Below are 17083 nucleotides of genomic sequence, written 5' to 3' on the forward strand. Positions count from 1 at the left end.
ATATTTTCGTTATCATAATAAAAACACTCACTATATAGTGAGTGTTTTTTATTTTTAGTATACTTGATTTAAATGCTAAAAATACGCAGAAGACTCACAAGATGCTGCCAAAGTTTTAAAAAGGCATATCAGAATCCTGATCATCAATAGTATCATCAATTCCAAACGAATCGCTAGGATTAATAGATGGAATATTTATGGAACTGTCAAATGAAGTTTCATCATTGATTTTACTTTCAAAAGTGGTAGAACTTATACTTTCCTGTACGGAAAAATAATCTTCATCTATATCCGAAAATTTAGCCTGAGAACTCGTAAAACGCAATCGAACATCTTCCAGAGCACCGTTTCTATGCTTTGCAATAATAAATTCTGCTTGACCTGTACAAGGTGTTCCGTCTTCCCAAGTATCTAATTTGTAATATTCCGGTCGATATATAAAGGTTACAATATCGGCATCCTGTTCAATAGCCCCCGATTCCCTCAAGTCCGAAAGTAAAGGTTTTTTACTTCCTCCTCGAGTTTCCACAGAACGGGATAACTGCGAAAGTGCTATAACAGGTATTTCAAGCTCTTTAGCAATAGCTTTTAATGAACGAGAAATCGTAGCGATCTCTTGCTCCCTATTTCCTATACCTTTTCCTCCTGCCGACATTAATTGGAGGTAATCGATCATAATCATTTTTACTCCATGCTGAGAAACAAGTCTACGAGCTTTAGCTCTTAAATCGAAAACAGAAATCCCGGGAGAATCATCTATAAATATCGGCGCATTTTCCAATTTATTAACACGGGAATAGAGTTGTTGCCACTCTAATTCGGATAAATTCGCTTTTCTCAACTTTTCAGATTCTATTCCGGTTTCACTGGATATCATACGCATCATCAATTGTTCCGCGGACATTTCTAATGAAAATACACCGATAGGAGTTTCAGCCCCTATGGCAATATTTCTGGCCATGGAAAGAATAAAAGCCGTTTTACCCATACCGGGTCTTGCTGCAATAATTATAAGATCCGAAGGTTGCCAACCGGCAGTAATTTTATCCACATGCTTAAATCCGGAAGGAATACCGCTCATCCCTTGTTTAGATTCTAAAGATTTAATCTTTTTTAAAGCATTGGAAACTAAATTTTTCGCTTCATTGAATGTTCGTTTCAAAGTACCGTTGGTAATTTCATATAACTGACTTTCAGAATAATCCAACAAATCGAAAACATCTGAAGTTTCATCATACGATTTTTCAATCATATTAGATGATATTTCAATAAGTTTCCTAAGTATATATTTTTCAAGAATAATTCTTGAGTGGTATTCAATGTGAGCCGAAGAAGATATTTTGTTGGAAAGTTGAATCAAATAAAAATCTCCTCCTGCAGCGTCTAAATTACCTTGAGATCGTAATTTATTGGATATAGTAAGAATATCAATAGGGTCTGTTTGCTTAAAAAGATCTTCTATGGCTTCATAAATTAGTTGGTGCTCTCTTTTATAAAATACTTCGGGAGATAAAATATCTATAATTTCATCTAACCCTTTTTTATCGATCATCATGGCACCTAGTACAGCTTCTTCTAAATCAATAGCTTGAGGGGGAAGCTTTCCTTTTTCTAAGTTAATGATTTTGTTGGATTTAGGAATTTTATTGTATTTAGATTCTAGTTGTTCCATATCAGTTTCAAAAATATGCAAAATTATAAGGTAGACCTATCTTTTTTCTAAACAATTTTTTTAGAAGTCAGATGTAACGTTCAATAAACTATTGCAATAATTATTCATATATGTAAATTCATCTAAACAACTTATGAACAATTTTGAGATATACTGCCTTCTATTCGTTTTAGTAAATAATGTAAACGATTTCCGGCTATCGATTTCCTGTCTATATAAAACTAAATTAATTAAGCCTGAGATAAAAAAAGTAAACTTGTCAAATAATTCAATTATTATATAAAGGTAAGGGAATTAGAAAAGTTGATCTATCTTTGTTTACATGAAATGGGATGAAATAATAGGCCAGCAATATTTAAAAAAGCAATTGCAAAATTCAATCAAGGAAGATAGAATTAGCCATGCGCAACTGTATATAGGAAAACCGGGTTACGGAGTTTTACCGCTTGCACTTGCCTATGCTTCAGAAGTTATTTGCAAACAATCTGAAAAATGTTTATTACAGATTAATCAATTGCAACATCCCGATTTGCATTTATCTTTTCCTACCATTAATAATTCAACAGAAAAAAAAGAAGCCATAAGCTCTGACTACATTAAACAGTTTAGGGAGTTTATTATCGAAGATCCTTATAGGGATATAAATCAATGGTATGCATATATTAATGAAGATAAAAAACAAGGGATCATCTCTGTTAAAGAAATAGAAAATATAATTGATAACCTAAACTTAAAAAGTTTTGAAGGAGGCTATAAAGTTCAAATAGTTTGGATGGTAGAAACTATGAGAGTAGAAGCTGCCAATAAATTACTTAAAATATTGGAAGAACCGCCTGCTAAAACTTTGTTTATACTCATTGCTGAAGATGATAAAAAAATTCTTCCAACCATATTGTCTCGTTGTCAAAAAATAACTGTTAATGCTTTGGAAAACAATGAAATATCCGATCATTTACAAAATAGGTTTTCCTTAGACAAAGAAACGGCCGATATTTTAGCAAAAAGGGCTGAAGGCGATTGGGATGTAGCTTGTAAGCTAATAAAAAACAATACCTTACAAGAAGAATTCGAGAAATATTTTATTCGATGGAACCGTGCAGCGGTCATGGCTCCTAAAAAACCACAATTTTTAAGAGAAATAGTAGATTGGTCTTTAGAAATATCTGCTTGGGGTAGAGAAAAACAAAAGAATTTCTTACAATTTTGTGCCGAAACTTTTAGACAAGCCTTACTTCAAAATTACGAATCATCAAGCTTAGTAAATAATCCATTAACATATGAAAACTTTAAATGGGATAATTTTAGTCATTTTGTTCACGGGAAAAATATAGAAGATATTTTAGAAGAAATTAATAACGCATTTTTTCATATTGAAAGAAATGGAAGTGCTAAAATCATTTTTTTAGATATGGGTATTAAATTAACACGATTTTTGGCTAGAAAAAATGAGTAAATTTTGCCGTATAAGATAAAAAAAGCTGTTTTTTCATCTGGTTTTTAGAAAGGTTATTTGCGTGTATTTCAATTTAATAAGCTGTTTAACAGCTAGATAAAAGCGATCGTTATTTAGAATAATTACAAATTAACAAAAACTAAAAGATATGTTAAAAAAAACATTTGGCAATATAGAGCATATTTTTATTTTTGCATAAGTCGCTTTTAATGGGACAATTATATTATAAATAAGTTTCATTCAATTGAAATCAATTATTATGAATAAAATTATAGCAGTCTGTATGCTGACTCTCTTTACAAGTGTTTCTGTTTTAGCGCAGAAAGTAAATGGAGATGTAAAGAATGGAGAGAAATTATTCAAAGACAATTGTACCGCTTGTCACGCGTTAGACCGAAAACTTACAGGACCTGCACTAAAAGGAATTGTAACAAAATTAACTGAAGAAGGCGCTGATGTAGAATGGATCCAAAAATGGATCATGAATAATGAAGCCTTAAGAAAAAGTGGAGATAAGCGTGCGAATAAAATCTTCGAAGAGAACAATCAAATTGCTATGGATGTTTTCGAAGGCAGATTATCAGTACAAAATATCGATGATATTTTAGCCTATCTTGAAAATCCACCGGCTCCACCGGAAGAAGCTGCTCCCGCCGTAGTTGAAAAGAAAACATCAAATGATCTTAACTATATTTTACTTTCCTTTGCCTCAATAGGGGTAATATTGATTTTTACCTTACTGAAAATCAACAAACTAGTAAAACTAAAAACTTCTAGCGCTGAATTATCAGAACTTGAATCTACAAGAATTAGAACTTTTTCACAATTTTATGTACAATACAAAGGGGTCTTGTATGGATTGGTAACTTTACTATTGGCTTTATCTTTTTACGGAGTATGGGCTTGGTTGATGGGAATAGGAGTCGATAAAGGTTATGAACCGGATCAACCTATTTATTTTTCACATAAAATTCATGCAGGAGAAAATAAAATCAATTGTCAATTGTGTCATTCCGGAGCAAAATATGGAAAAGTTTCCGAAATTCCTTCTCTAAGTGTATGTATGAATTGTCATAGAAATATCAGCGAATATACCGGAAAATATATCGAACCGGGCAAATCTAAAGAATTCTATACTGCTGAAATTAAGAAAATTTATGACCATATTGGTTGGGATGAAGAAAACCAAAAATACACAGGTAAACAAAAACCGGTGAAATGGGAAAGAATTCATAATATGCCGGATTTCGTATATTTTAATCACTCACAACACGTAGTGGCAGGAGAAAAAACAATAATAGCCGATTTCAATAAAAAGAACCCGAACCATCAAATTGACGTGGTATGTAAAGCCTGTCATGGTTCCATAGATACCATGAATGTTGTAAGAATGGCGAATGATTTCACAATGGGATGGTGTGTAGATTGCCACCGTACCACAGAAGTCGATATGACCAATGGATATAATGCAGCTTACTTCAATAAACTTCATGAAAAATTGAAGAAAGAATATGGAGAAGATAAATCTAAAATAACGGTAGATGCCATAGGAGGTTTAGAATGCGGTAAATGTCATTATTAATTAATTAAAATCATCAGAAGATCATTATGGCTTCAAAAGATAAAATAAAATTTAGGAGTTTAGAAGAATTACAAGATCCTTCACTACCAGAGAAATTAGCAGCAAATGAATTTGTAGAAGAGCTTTCTATCGATGAATTTTTAGGAGATGATCAAGCAATGTATTCTACAAAAACTTCTCGAAGAGATTTCTTAAAATTCTTAGGTTTTGGAACAGCAGCTGTAACTTTAGCAGCCTGTGAAGCTCCAATTATTAAATCGGTACCTTATGTGGTTAAACCCGAAGGTATCATTCCGGGAGTACCCAGTTATTACGCCTCAACTCTTTACAATGGATTTGACATTGCCAGTGTTTTAGTTAAAACAAGGGAAGGAAGACCCATTAAAATTGAAAGTAATAAAAATGCAGCCTTTTTTGGTGAAAGCACCGCCAGAAGTCAAGCTTCTGTTCTTTCATTATATGACAATAACAGAGCTAAAGCACCTAAACTGAATGGATCTGAAACTGATTGGAAATCATTAGATGAATATGTAAATAAAGAATTACAGGCAGCTAAGGTTTCGGGTAAAAAGATTGTAATTTTAACACCATCTTTTCCTTCTCCCTCCACTAAAAAAATCATTGAGGATTTTACAACCCTATTCCCAAGCACAGAACATGTCGTTTACGATGCGATTTCGTATTCACCGGCTTTAGATGCTGCTGAAGAAGTTTATGGAGTAAGAGCTTTACCATTATATGATCTAACTAAAGTCGAATTATTGGTTTCTTTTGGTGCTGATTTTTTGAATGATTGGAATGGAGGGCATTTTGAGGCAGATTATGCGAAAGCCAAAACCCCGGGGAAAACTATGCTTAAGCATATTCAAATTGAACCCAATTTAAGTTTATCAGGGGCTAGTTCCGATGAAAGAATGCCGTTAAAACCTTCGGAAGTTCAAAAATTATTGGGCGAAGTGTACAAAGCATTGGATGGAACTTCTTCCAATCCTACTGCTCAAAAAATAGCTAAAGAACTCACAAAAAAAGGTTCAAAAGCGGTTGTATTTGCGGAAGGCGATAAATCAGCCTATGTGATAGCCAATCTGATAAATCAAAAATTAAATTCATTAGCAGTTAGAAAAGATAAAGTATTATTGACTAAAGAATCCAATGATGCTCGTTTTTCGGAACTACTATCTTGGTTGTCAACCGGACAAGTTGGAGTATTACTTAACTTTAATACCAATCCGATTTATTCATACTCAGAGGGAGAAAAACTGAAAGATTTATTTAAAAAGGTGAATTGTTCTGTATCTCTTTCAGAATATGAAAATGAAACAGCTTCTATATGTAAAGCCATTGCACCGGTTCCCCATTGGTTAGAATCATGGGGAGATTTAAATCCGGCAACAGGGGTTTACTTATTATCACAACCAACCATCCAAAGAATTTTTGATACACGTCAATTCCAAGATTCATTATTGGTTTGGAGGAATGCGGGATTACAAACAAATGCGGTTAAAGAAAATATCACAATTGCTCCCGTTGGTTCGACTCCTTCGGTTGATTCTTTAGCTACTCAATCTAAAAAAGATACGGTTCAAGATGCAACCACTCCGTTTAATTCTACCTATACTACTACAGCAACACCTCAGCAAACCAATGCTTATTATAATTATTTAAAACAATATTGGCAAACGCAGTTAGGAACTAAATTAGGTTATAGTTTTAATCAGGCTTTATATAATGGATACAATGAAACATCCGAAATTACAGAATTAAATGTAATCGGAGGAAATGCTGAACAGGCATTGTCTAACTTAGCAGCTATTAAAGCGGGAACATTTGAATTAAACTTATATCTTAAAACAGCTATTGGAGACGGAGTTCAAGCAAATAATCCTTGGTTGCAAGAGTTGCCGGATCCTATCTCTCGTCTAGCATGGGATAACTATATTACAATTTCATTAGAAGATGCTAAACAATTAGGAATTAAGAATGAGACCAATGGCAGAATGCAATTGGATGGTTCCTTAGTAGATTTAACGGTTAATGGAAAAGTAATAAAAAGTGTTCCGGCATTAATTCAACCGGGACAGGCTAAAGGATCGATTGGATTAGCCTTAGGTTACGGTCAATCAAAATCCGGAAAAGTTGGTCAAACCGGAATAAATGCCTATCCTTTTTATCTTAACTCTAATTTAATTCAATATAATATAACTATTAAACCGACTCAAGGAATTCATGAATTTGCGTCAATGCAAATGCAAGGCACCTTAATGGGCAGGTATGAAATAGCAAGAGAAGTTTCCTTAGATACTTTCTTAAACGAGGATCCTAAAAAATGGAATGAGCCGTTAAAAATGGATTCATACGTAGGAGAAGTTCCTATGAATAAAGTAGATCTATGGAGAGATTATGACAGTACAGACGGTCCACATTTTAACCTTTCAGTTGATTTAAATGCATGTACCGGATGTGGTGCTTGTATTATAGCATGTCAAGCCGAAAATAATGTTCCCGTAGTTGGAAAAGAAGAAATAAGGATGTCAAGAGACATGTATTGGTTACGGATAGACAGATATTATTCTTCTAAAAAGCAAATAGAGCAAAAAGAAGAAATTTTGGAAAATTTGGATCAAGTTCCTATGTATAAGGAATTAATTGAGCCTAATCCAACTAATCCGGATGTAATTTTCCAACCGGTGATGTGTCAACATTGTAATCATGCACCTTGTGAAACGGTTTGCCCGGTAGCGGCTACCTCTCATGGAAAACAAGGACAAAATCATATGGCTTATAATCGATGTGTAGGAACACGCTATTGTGCCAATAACTGTCCGTATAAAGTACGTCGTTTCAATTGGTTCAACTACGCGCTTAACAATAAGTTTGACTATAATATGAATAATGATTTAGGAAGAATGGTATTAAATCCTGATGTCGTTGTTCGTTCCAGAGGAGTCATGGAAAAATGTTCCATGTGTATACAAATGACTCAGGCTACCATCTTAGAGGCTAAAAAACAAGGCAGAAAAGTGGAAGATGGAGAATTCCAGGTAGCATGTTCACTGGCTTGTTCTAGCGGAGCAATTAAATTTGGAGATATTAATGATCCTTCATCAGAAATTGCAAGGCTATCAAAAGATAAAAGGAAATATGTATTGTTAGAAGAAGTAGGTACAAAACCTAATGTATTCTATCAGCACAAAATTAGGAATAGAAAAGAATCATAAAAATTTTAAGAAAGTTACTATGTCAGGACATTACGAAGCACCTATTCGCGAGCCGTTAATTTTAGGGGATAAAACCTATCATGACATTACGGAAGATATTGCCCGTCCTATTGAAACCAAAGCCGGGAAACTTTGGTGGTTTGCTTTTTATATTGCTTTAGTAGCCTTTATCTATGGTGTAGGGTGTATCGCTTATACGATAGGTACCGGAATAGGGGTATGGGGACTAAACAGAACGATAAATTGGGGATGGGATATTACAAATTTCGTTTGGTGGGTAGGGATAGGTCATGCAGGAACTTTGATTTCTGCTGTATTATTGCTTTTCCGTCAAAAATGGAGACTTTCCATTAACCGTTCTGCGGAAGCCATGACTATTTTTGCGGTGGTTCAGGCTGCCATGTTCCCATGTATTCATATGGGGCGTATATGGTTAGCTTATTTTGTATTTCCTATAACTAACCAGTTCGGAACTTTATGGCCCAATTTCAACTCCCCCTTATTATGGGACGTATTTGCCATCAGTACCTATTTTTCGGTTTCTGTGGTTTTTTGGTATATCGGACTAATTCCTGATTTTGCCATGGTTAGAGATCGAGCGGTTAAACCGGTAACTAAAAAGATTTATACTATATTAAGTTTTGGATGGGGAGGAAAAGCCAAGCATTGGCAAAGATTTGAGGAAGTTTCATTAGTTTTGGCAGGTCTTGCAACTCCTTTAGTTTTTTCTGTTCATACCATTGTTTCCTTTGACTTTGCAACTTCAGTTATTAAAGGATGGCATTCAACAGTATATCCGCCGTATTTTGTTGCGGGTGCTATATTTTCCGGTTTTGCTATGGTTCAAACCTTGCTTAGCGTGGTGAGAAAAGTATGTCATTTAGAGGATTATATCACTCAAAAGCATATCGAATATATGAATATTGTAATTGTTGTGACGGGAGGAATGGTAACAGTAGCTTATATTACAGAATTCTTTATCGGATGGTATTCAGGTAGCAGATATGAAGATTTTACTTATTTCTCAGTTGGAGCTGCCACTGGACCATATTGGTGGGCATTTTGGTTATTAATCCTTTGTAATGTATTAATTCCTGCTTCTCTTTGGATAAAAAAATTAAGAAGAAATTTTCTATGGACCTTCATTGTTTCCATTGTTATAAATATCGGTATGTGGTTTGAAAGATTTGACATTATTGTTATCAATCTGTCACGTGATTATTTACCGAGTGCATGGACAATGTTCCAACCTTCTTTTGTAGACGTAGGAATATTCATTGGAACAATAGGTTTCTTTTCAGTATTATATCTATTATATGCAAGGACTTTCCCTGTTATAGCGCAGGCAGAATTGAAGACAATTATAAAAACATCAAGTGAAGGGTATAAAAAACATCATTTAGAAAATGAGCACCACTAAGACAATTATTTACGGTTTATACGGAGATGATGATCTCCTTATAGATGGGGTTAAGCAACTTCGTGATAGAGGAATTGAAATTAATGAAGTTTATACACCTTTTCCGGTACATGGATTAGATAAGGCAATGGGATTAAAAGAATCGAGAATGTCTGAATTTGCTTTTTTCTATGGAGCTATGGGGTTAGCTGTTGCTTCTGTGCTTACTTGGTATACGATGAATTATGATTGGCAGCAAAATATAGGAGGAAAACCGAGTTTTACTTGGACAGAAAATATGCCTGCTTTTATTCCAATTATGTTTGAGCTGACTGTATTTTTTGCCGCTCACCTTATGTCCATAACATACCTTATTTTAAACAAGCATTATCCGGGACAAAAAGCTCAAAATCCTGATCCAAGGACTACCGATGATAAATTTTTAGTTGAAATTTCTAATCAAAATTACGACCAAGTAAAGGAAATTTTGATTGCTACAGGTGTTGAGGAAATAACTGTAAAAAAAATTGAAGATGAAAAAAATAACTAAATATATTCTTTTTGCTATAACAGGAAGTTTGTTTATAATTTCTTGTAGTAAGAAAAAACCCAGTTTGGTTTATTTTCCAGATATGTACTATCCGGTAGCCTATGATCCTTATCAAGAGGCAGTAATTGCTTATGGGGAACAAGGCACGACGGTTCCTTTATTTTCAAAACAAGGAGGAGCAACCGCATTAGCGCCTGTACCCGGAACCATAGCTCAAAATCCCGAAGGAATTCTACCTATGGATTTGCCAAATACCCCTGAAGGATATGATGCTTCTAAAAAAATAACGGTTTCACCGCTAAACCCTTTAAACATAGATAAGGACTTAGACAGAGGAAAAGATTTATATATAAAAACATGTTCGGCTTGTCATGGTACAGCCGGAGACGGACAAGGTGATATTGTTCAATCCGGAGCATTTTCGGGAGTACCTAATTATAAGGATAGGGATATAACAGTCGGATCTGTACATTATGTTATGGAACATGGAAGAAATGCCATGGGATCTTATGCGGGGCAACTTTTACCCGGAGATATGTGGAGAGTTGCAGAATATGTAATAAACGAATTTAAACCTTCTGCAACATCAAACTCTGCAGAACAGACACAAACAACAGAACAATAATACAGCTATGAGATATACATTTTCATCAAGTCTTAAATTAACGTCCATAGTATTAATCGTAGTAGGATTGATAGCCTTTGGTATAGGGTATTATCAGAATTCACGTATAGATGAACATGCTGTTAAGGAAATTTTACATCATAATGAAGAATTAGCGGGAGCTCAACCCATGAATTCAGTTTATAAAGGAGATGTTTCGCACTCCAAAGAACATATTGAACATGCTGAACATCAGATTCATAACAGACCGTGGTCGGCATTTTTTGTTTCTTTGATGTTATTTTTTGGTATTTCAGCTACCGCCTTGTTTTTTGCTGCTGTGCAACATGCAGGTAATGCCGGTTGGTCTATTGTTGTTATCAGAGTAATGGAAGGTATAGCTTCATTTTTACCTGTTGGCGGCTTATTAATGGTCATATTTATTCTTCTTTCATCATATGGTGGTGAACACGGAGGACTTAATCATTTATATCATTGGATGGATCCGTCTTTAACCGATCCTAATTCTTCGCATTTCGATTTACTTATAAAATCTAAGGAACCGTTTTTAAATAGACCGTTTTTTGTTATTAGAACTCTGATTTATGTAGCCGGATGTATTTTCTTTTTATGGAAAATAAAATCTCTAACTAGAAAGTTGGACGAAACTAAAGATGTTTCCGATTATAAAAAAGTTTATAACTGGAGCGTAGGTGCTATTGTTTTCTTTGCTTTGGCTTCCGCTTGCTGGGCATGGGATTGGTTAATGTCCATTGATCCTCATTGGTATTCTACTTTATATATGTGGTATGTATTAATCAGCTGTTTGGTTTCTTCTGTTGGAGTGATGTTGATTATTTCCATATATCTGAAAAAGAAAGGTTTTTTACCGGCATTTAACGATAATCATATGCATGATCTTGCTAAATTTTTGTTTGGATTTAGTCTTTTATGGTCTTATCTGTGGTTTGCGCAATTTATGTTGTATTGGTATGCTAATATTCCTGAGGAAACGGTATATTTCTTTGGAAGATACAAGTTATATGGACCTACTTATTTTACCATGTTGATTCCGAATTTAGTTTTACCGTTTTTGATATTAGTAAGCAGTAAAGTGAAGAGAAATTATGTCATTGTCCCTATTATGGCTTGTGTGGTACTATTCGGTCATTATTTGGATATGTTTAATATTATTATGCCGGGAACAGTTGGTGCTTTCTGGGGTATAGGACTATTAGAAATTGGGGCTTTTATTTTTATGTTGGGATTATTTATATTTACTGTAATGTATTCTATAAGTAAGCTTAATTTAGAAGCTAAAGGTAATCCATACTATCATGAAAGTGAATTATTTGAATATCCTTTCTAATCATTAAAAGTATTTATTATAAAAAAAGCATCTCTATTATGAGATGCTTTTTATTTATTATGGAATTTATTTTTGTCTGAAATATATTTCAATCGGTACACCTGTCAATTCAAAATTTTGACGTAATTTATTTTCAATAAATCGTTTATAGGGTTCTTTGATATATTGCGGCAGATTTGCAAAAAATGCAAATTGTGGAGTTCTGGTGGGAAGCTGAGTACAGTATTTAATTTTTATATATTTACCTTTTATACTTGGCGGAGGTGTAGATTCAATTATAGGAAGCATAACTTCATTTAATTTACTGGTTTTGATCCTGCGTGAACGATTTTCATAAACTTTCATGGCAGTTTCTACCGTTTTATACACACGCTGTTTAGTAATAGCCGAGGTAAAAATGACGGGTACATCCGTAAATGGAGCAATCTTTTCTTTTATAAAATTTTCAAATTGTTTTAAGGTATTGGTTTCTTTTTCAACTAAATCCCATTTGTTAACGACGATAACAACTCCTTTTCGGTATTTTTGGGCTAAAAATAAGATGTTCATATCTTGTTTTTCCCAACCTAAGGTTGCATCTATCATTAAGATTACAACATCTGAATCCTCAATTGAACGTATGGAACGCATTACGGAATAAAACTCAAGGTTTTCATTTACTTTAGTTTTTTTCCGCATACCGGCGGTATCAATCAATACAAATTTATATCCGAATTTTTCATATAAGGTTTCGATACTGTCTCTGGTAGTACCGGCTATATCTGTTACGATATTACGCTCGTTTTCCAATAAAGCATTGGTAAACGTTGATTTTCCCACATTAGGCCTTCCTGCAATGGTTATTCTCGGCAAGCCTTCAAAAGGGTCTACATAATCATCTTCTTTAAATGTGGCAACTATATCATCCAGCAGGTCTCCTGTACCGCTACCCGTCATTCCTGATATAGTATAATATTTCTCCATTCCCAATGAATAAAACTCCATGGCTTCCGTTTCCAACATAGCATTGTCAACTTTGTTAACAACTAAAAAGACAGGTTTGTCTGTTTTTCTTAAAAGATTGGAAACCTCTTTATCCATATCGGTGATGCCTTCTGTTACATCAACTAAAAATATAATCGCAGAAGCTTCATCTACAGCAAGTTCAACTTGTTTTCTTATTTCTTCTTCGAAAATATCTTCTGATCCAACTACGTAACCTCCGGTATCAATAACAGTAAAATCGACTCCGTTCCAGTCACTTTTTCCATAATGCCGATCACGAGTAACCCCGGCCACACTATCAACAATTGCTTCCCTCTTTTGTAGTAATCGATTAAAAAGAGTAGATTTTCCTACATTAGGCCTTCCTACAAGCGCTATAATATTTGACATATCATATTTTTTGCAAAGGTAAATAAAAATAAATAGCAGATTTATATATGGAGTATATAAACGTTATTGACGCTATTATAATAATTGTTTTAAATGTTTGTATTCAATAAATTATGCTCTAAATATAAAATTATGTATATTCATTGTGAGAATTATAAATTTTGTTATATTTTTGATTTTTAAATTTTAATAATTAAAGGCGTTTTTTGATTTTGGAAAAAAGAATTAATGTAACTAAGGTATTTTTACCTCCTTTATCTGAATATAATACATATTTAGATAAAGTTTGGAAAAATCAATGGCTGACCAATAGAGGTGAATTAGTTTTAAAACTTGAAGAGAAACTCAAGAAGTATTTAAATATTACTAATATATTAGTTACTAATAACGGTACCGTCCCTATTCAAATAGCATTGAAAAATATTGCTGAGGGAGGAGAAGTTATTACTACACCTTTTAGCTTTGTGGCCACTACTTCCGCCATTATATGGGAAAGCTGTAAACCGGTGTTTGTGGATATTGATCCGGATCATCTGACTATAGATGAATATAAGATTGAAGAAGCAATTACAGATAAAACTACGGCAATATTAGCAACCCATGTGTTTGGTAATCCTTGCAATGTAAAAATAATTGAAAAAATTGCAAAGAAATATCAAATAAAGGTTATTTATGATGCAGCGCATTGTTTTGGAGTAGAGCATGACAGCAAATCCGTATTCGAATATGGTGATATAAGTACCTGTAGTTTTCATGCTACCAAGCTATTTCATACGGGAGAAGGAGGAGCTATATTTTGCAAAGATTCAGAATTGATGAAAAGGTTAAATTATAGTCATAATTTTGGATACACTGAAACCAATGATATATGTGGTGTAGGAATTAATGCTAAAATATCTGAACTACAAGCAGCAATGGGCTTGTCCGTATTACATTATATTGATTATATAATTGCTGAAAGGAAAAAAGTAGTAGATTTTTACAATGAATCTTTAGATTTTAGTAGATTAAAATCAATTCAAATAAGAGAAAATACTAAGTGGAATTACAGCTATTATCCCGTTATATTTAATTCTGAAAAGATACTATTAAAGGTATTACAAAAATTAGCAGAAGAAAATATTTTACCCAGACGTTATTTTTACCCTTCATTAAATACAATAAATTATGTTAAAGGTAATAAAATGCCTGTATCAGAGTCCATATCAGAAAAAATTTTATGTTTGCCTTTATATGTTGGTTTAGAAAATAGTGATTTAGAAATAATAACAAAACTTGTAAATAGGTATAGTGAATAATAATTTTATATTTTTAAAAAAGTAATCATTTATAAATTAAAACGGGATTCTTTAAAAATTTTTGTTAGTTATAGATATTTAGTAACTTTCAAATTAAATTGTATTTAATTTTAATTTAATAATATGATCAAATAGTAAATCATAAAATTCACATTATGAAAGTAAAAGAACCTGAGTCTAAATACAGAGTACGATTTGCAGATTGTGACCCTATAGGTCATCTTTCTAATCTTCGTTATTTTGATTATATGCTAAATGCTAGGGAGGATCACTGTTTAGATAATTATCAGTTAGATAATTTTGAACAATCTAAAAAAACCGGATGTTTATGGGTTGCTTTACAAAATCAGATTGCTTATATCAAAGAAGTTAGATATAATAAAGATATTATAATTACTAGTAAAATAGTAAAATATACAGACAGGACTAACACAGTTGAAGTGTTAATGTTAAATAAAGACAAAAGTTTGACACATGCTGTTTTATGGGTTACTTTAATATATTTTAATTTATCTACCCGAAAATCTGAAGTTCAACCGCAAAATTTTTTGGATTTGTTTCAAGAAATATGTGTAAGTATACCGGAAAATTTGTTTGAGGAACGAGTGGAAAGTTTAAGAAAACAAAATAAAAAAATTAGTTAAAAAAATAGATGATAGTAACTGAAACCACACTTAAAGGATGCTATATTTTAAAACCGCAATTTTTTGAAGATTCACGCGGATTTTTTATGGAGACATTTAATCTTGATACATTTGAAAAAAAAGTAGGATATAAACCCAATTTTGTTCAAGATAATGTCTCTAAGTCTTCATATGGGGTTATACGAGGTTTACATCAGCAGTTACCCCCCTATTCTCAAGCTAAATTAGTATATGTATTGCAAGGTAAAGTAATTGATGTTGCCGTTGATGTTCGAAAAAATTCTCCGACTTTCGGGCAATATATATCAGTTGAATTATCGTCAATCAATAAGAACCAATTGTTTATACCGAAAGGTTTTTTACATGGATTTTCAGTAATATCAGAATCAGTTATTTTTGCTTATAAATGTGAAGGATTTTATCATAAGGAAAGTGAATTGGGTGTTAATCCTTTAGATAAAGATTTAAATATTGATTGGGGAATAGATGCTGGGGATAGAATTATTTCTGAAAAAGACTTAAATGCGATTTCTTTTAAAGAATTCAAACCCGTTGAATTATAATAGATTATGAAAAAAATATTAGTTACAGGGGGAGATGGGCAATTAGGAAGATCTTTAAAGCAAAGATTAAAAGAGAAACCTCTTGCAAATTATAGTTTTACATTTACAGATGTTCAAGAGTTAGATATATTAGATGAAATATTTGTAAAAACGTATTTTTTTTCAAACAAGTTTGATTACGTAATTAATTGTGCTGCCTATACTGCTGTTGATAAAGCAGAAACAGATATTGAAATGGCCGAAAAACTTAATGCTGATGCTGTTAAGTTCTTAGCAAAAGCAAGTGCTTCTCAAAAAGCTACTTTCATACATATTTCAACAGATTATGTGTTTTCAGGAGATGAATCAACACCACGCAAAGAAGATGATCCAGTAGCACCTTTAGGTATTTACGGTAAAACCAAATTAAATGGAGAGATACTAGCTCAATACTATAATCCAAAAACATATATAATAAGAACGGCTTGGCTATATTCTCCTTTTGGGAATAATTTTGTGAAAACGATGTTAAAATTATTTAAAGAAAAAGAAGAAATAAATGTTATTAACGATCAAATAGGATCTCCTACAAATGCATTAGATTTAGCAGATGCTATCTTAACTATTATACAAAATGATATAGGAGCTTATGGAATATACAATTTTTCAAATGAAGGCGAATGTTCTTGGTATCAATTTAGTGAAGAAATAAAAAAAATAAGTAAATCTAAAATTAAAATCAATCCTATTCCTACTTCAGACTATCCTACTCCCGCAAAACGACCGCAGTATAGCTTGTTAGATAAAACTAAAATTAAAAATACATTTGGAATTTCAATCCCTGAATGGAAAGATAGTTTAAAAGAATTGCTCAATAGATGAATATAATAATTTAAATTATCTATATTTGTATAAAAAAAATATGATAAAATTTATTTCAATCTTCATGTTAGGGCTAACTCTACTACTTACTAGTTGTGATAAACCGGTTAACGGTCAAGAAGTGGCGCCACCAAACAGGTATTCTTTCCAAGTTATTGAGTCTGCTGAAGGATTAAGAACCTATGTTTTTGATGGTAAAACTGGAGACGTTTTCGTTAGAACCCCTGACGGAAAATGGTGGAATGATTCTGGTATTAAAACTGCACAAAAAAGCAAATAAGAAGATAAATACTTCTATAAAACTCTTAATTATACTTTTTACTAATTAAGAGTTTTTAATTGGTTAAATCTTCAAAGTATTAATTTATTAAAAATATATTTACATATAGTTTGCTATTTATATATATTATAATGAAATATTTTAATCAATCATATTTATAGACTATATTTTAATAAATATTATATGGGCAATAAATTATTTCTATTTTATGGGTAG

At 32.7% G+C, this 17083-nt stretch carries 14 protein-coding genes; 12 read left to right on the forward strand and 2 right to left on the reverse strand.

All coding sequences use genetic code 11. The features are described from left to right. Positions 1-115 precede the first annotated feature (115 nt). Positions 116-1672, reverse strand: a complete 1557-nt coding sequence (gene dnaB, locus G8C41_RS00445; protein WP_105296738.1) for a replicative DNA helicase — start codon at positions 1670-1672, stop codon at positions 116-118. 322 nt (positions 1673-1994) lie between these two features. Here dnaB and G8C41_RS00450 point away from each other — a divergent pair, with 322 nt between their 5' ends. From G8C41_RS00450 to G8C41_RS00480, 7 genes are all read left to right on the forward strand, one after another. Continuing rightward, positions 1995-3125 (forward strand): ATP-binding protein, encoded by a 1131-nt coding sequence (locus G8C41_RS00450; protein WP_166005776.1) that lies wholly within the window; start codon positions 1995-1997, stop codon positions 3123-3125. A gap of 259 nt (positions 3126-3384) precedes the next feature. After that, positions 3385-4707: a c-type cytochrome gene (locus G8C41_RS00455; RefSeq protein ID WP_166004643.1), complete on the forward strand. Its 1323-nt coding sequence runs from the start codon at positions 3385-3387 to the stop codon at positions 4705-4707. Between the two features lie 26 nt (positions 4708-4733). Further along, on the forward strand, positions 4734-7925 hold the full coding sequence (locus G8C41_RS00460) for a TAT-variant-translocated molybdopterin oxidoreductase (RefSeq protein ID WP_166005777.1): 3192 nt from the start codon (positions 4734-4736) through the stop codon (positions 7923-7925). Positions 7926-7944: 19 nt separating this feature from the next. Further along, positions 7945-9345: an NrfD/PsrC family molybdoenzyme membrane anchor subunit gene (nrfD, locus tag G8C41_RS00465; protein ID WP_105296886.1), complete on the forward strand. Its 1401-nt coding sequence runs from the start codon at positions 7945-7947 to the stop codon at positions 9343-9345. Then, complete coding sequence (locus tag G8C41_RS00470; protein ID WP_160541743.1) at positions 9332-9874, forward strand: DUF3341 domain-containing protein; 543 nt, start codon at positions 9332-9334, stop codon at positions 9872-9874. The genes nrfD and G8C41_RS00470 overlap by 14 nt, the downstream gene beginning before the upstream one ends. Next, positions 9858-10499 (forward strand): c-type cytochrome, encoded by a 642-nt coding sequence (locus tag G8C41_RS00475; protein ID WP_166005778.1) that lies wholly within the window; start codon positions 9858-9860, stop codon positions 10497-10499. Before G8C41_RS00470 ends, G8C41_RS00475 begins: the two co-directional genes overlap by 17 nt. A gap of 7 nt (positions 10500-10506) precedes the next feature. Further along, positions 10507-11847 (forward strand): quinol:cytochrome C oxidoreductase, encoded by a 1341-nt coding sequence (locus G8C41_RS00480; RefSeq protein WP_166005779.1) that lies wholly within the window; start codon positions 10507-10509, stop codon positions 11845-11847. A gap of 66 nt (positions 11848-11913) precedes the next feature. Here G8C41_RS00480 and der read toward each other — a convergent pair whose 3' ends face one another. Next, positions 11914-13221 (reverse strand): ribosome biogenesis GTPase Der, encoded by a 1308-nt coding sequence (gene der, locus G8C41_RS00485; RefSeq protein ID WP_105296731.1) that lies wholly within the window; start codon positions 13219-13221, stop codon positions 11914-11916. A gap of 206 nt (positions 13222-13427) precedes the next feature. On the opposite strand from der, the gene G8C41_RS00490 reads away from it, so the two are divergent. The 5 genes from G8C41_RS00490 to G8C41_RS00510 all read left to right on the forward strand — a co-directional run bounded on the left by G8C41_RS00490 (position 13428) and on the right by G8C41_RS00510 (position 16867). After that, entirely contained in the window at positions 13428-14519 is a 1092-nt protein-coding gene (locus tag G8C41_RS00490) for a DegT/DnrJ/EryC1/StrS family aminotransferase (RefSeq protein WP_166005780.1), read from the forward strand. 155 nt (positions 14520-14674) lie between these two features. Continuing rightward, the gene (locus G8C41_RS00495; protein WP_105296729.1) at positions 14675-15163 is read left to right on the forward strand and encodes an acyl-CoA thioesterase; all 489 of its coding nucleotides are present in this window, start codon (positions 14675-14677) and stop codon (positions 15161-15163) included. Positions 15164-15171: 8 nt separating this feature from the next. Next, positions 15172-15726 carry a dTDP-4-dehydrorhamnose 3,5-epimerase gene (gene rfbC / locus G8C41_RS00500; RefSeq protein ID WP_166005781.1) on the forward strand — a complete coding sequence of 185 codons (555 nt, stop codon included), beginning with the start codon at positions 15172-15174 and terminating at the stop codon, positions 15724-15726. Between the two features lie 6 nt (positions 15727-15732). After that, the gene (rfbD, locus tag G8C41_RS00505; RefSeq protein ID WP_105296727.1) at positions 15733-16587 is read left to right on the forward strand and encodes a dTDP-4-dehydrorhamnose reductase; all 855 of its coding nucleotides are present in this window, start codon (positions 15733-15735) and stop codon (positions 16585-16587) included. 121 nt (positions 16588-16708) lie between these two features. Beyond that, positions 16709-16867, forward strand: a complete 159-nt coding sequence (locus G8C41_RS00510; RefSeq protein WP_166005782.1) for a hypothetical protein — start codon at positions 16709-16711, stop codon at positions 16865-16867. Positions 16868-17083 lie beyond the last annotated feature (216 nt).

The organism is Apibacter sp. B3706 (assembly GCF_011082725.1).
Lineage (GTDB): Bacteria > Bacteroidota > Bacteroidia > Flavobacteriales > Weeksellaceae > Apibacter.

Excerpts from the sequence above, each read along its gene's own strand:
- dnaB (WP_105296738.1), bottom strand. The coding sequence starts at position 1,672 with ATGGAACAACTAGAATCTAAATACAATAAAATTCCTAAATCCAACAAA.
- G8C41_RS00450 (WP_166005776.1), top strand. The coding sequence starts at position 1,995 with ATGAAATGGGATGAAATAATAGGCCAGCAATATTTAAAAAAGCAATTG.
- G8C41_RS00455 (WP_166004643.1), top strand. The coding sequence starts at position 3,385 with ATGAATAAAATTATAGCAGTCTGTATGCTGACTCTCTTTACAAGTGTT.
- G8C41_RS00460 (WP_166005777.1), top strand. The coding sequence starts at position 4,734 with ATGGCTTCAAAAGATAAAATAAAATTTAGGAGTTTAGAAGAATTACAA.
- nrfD (WP_105296886.1), top strand. The coding sequence starts at position 7,945 with ATGTCAGGACATTACGAAGCACCTATTCGCGAGCCGTTAATTTTAGGG.
- G8C41_RS00470 (WP_160541743.1), top strand. The coding sequence starts at position 9,332 with ATGAGCACCACTAAGACAATTATTTACGGTTTATACGGAGATGATGAT.
- G8C41_RS00475 (WP_166005778.1), top strand. The coding sequence starts at position 9,858 with ATGAAAAAAATAACTAAATATATTCTTTTTGCTATAACAGGAAGTTTG.
- G8C41_RS00480 (WP_166005779.1), top strand. The coding sequence starts at position 10,507 with ATGAGATATACATTTTCATCAAGTCTTAAATTAACGTCCATAGTATTA.
- der (WP_105296731.1), bottom strand. The coding sequence starts at position 13,221 with ATGTCAAATATTATAGCGCTTGTAGGAAGGCCTAATGTAGGAAAATCT.
- G8C41_RS00495 (WP_105296729.1), top strand. The coding sequence starts at position 14,675 with ATGAAAGTAAAAGAACCTGAGTCTAAATACAGAGTACGATTTGCAGAT.
- rfbC (WP_166005781.1), top strand. The coding sequence starts at position 15,172 with ATGATAGTAACTGAAACCACACTTAAAGGATGCTATATTTTAAAACCG.
- rfbD (WP_105296727.1), top strand. The coding sequence starts at position 15,733 with ATGAAAAAAATATTAGTTACAGGGGGAGATGGGCAATTAGGAAGATCT.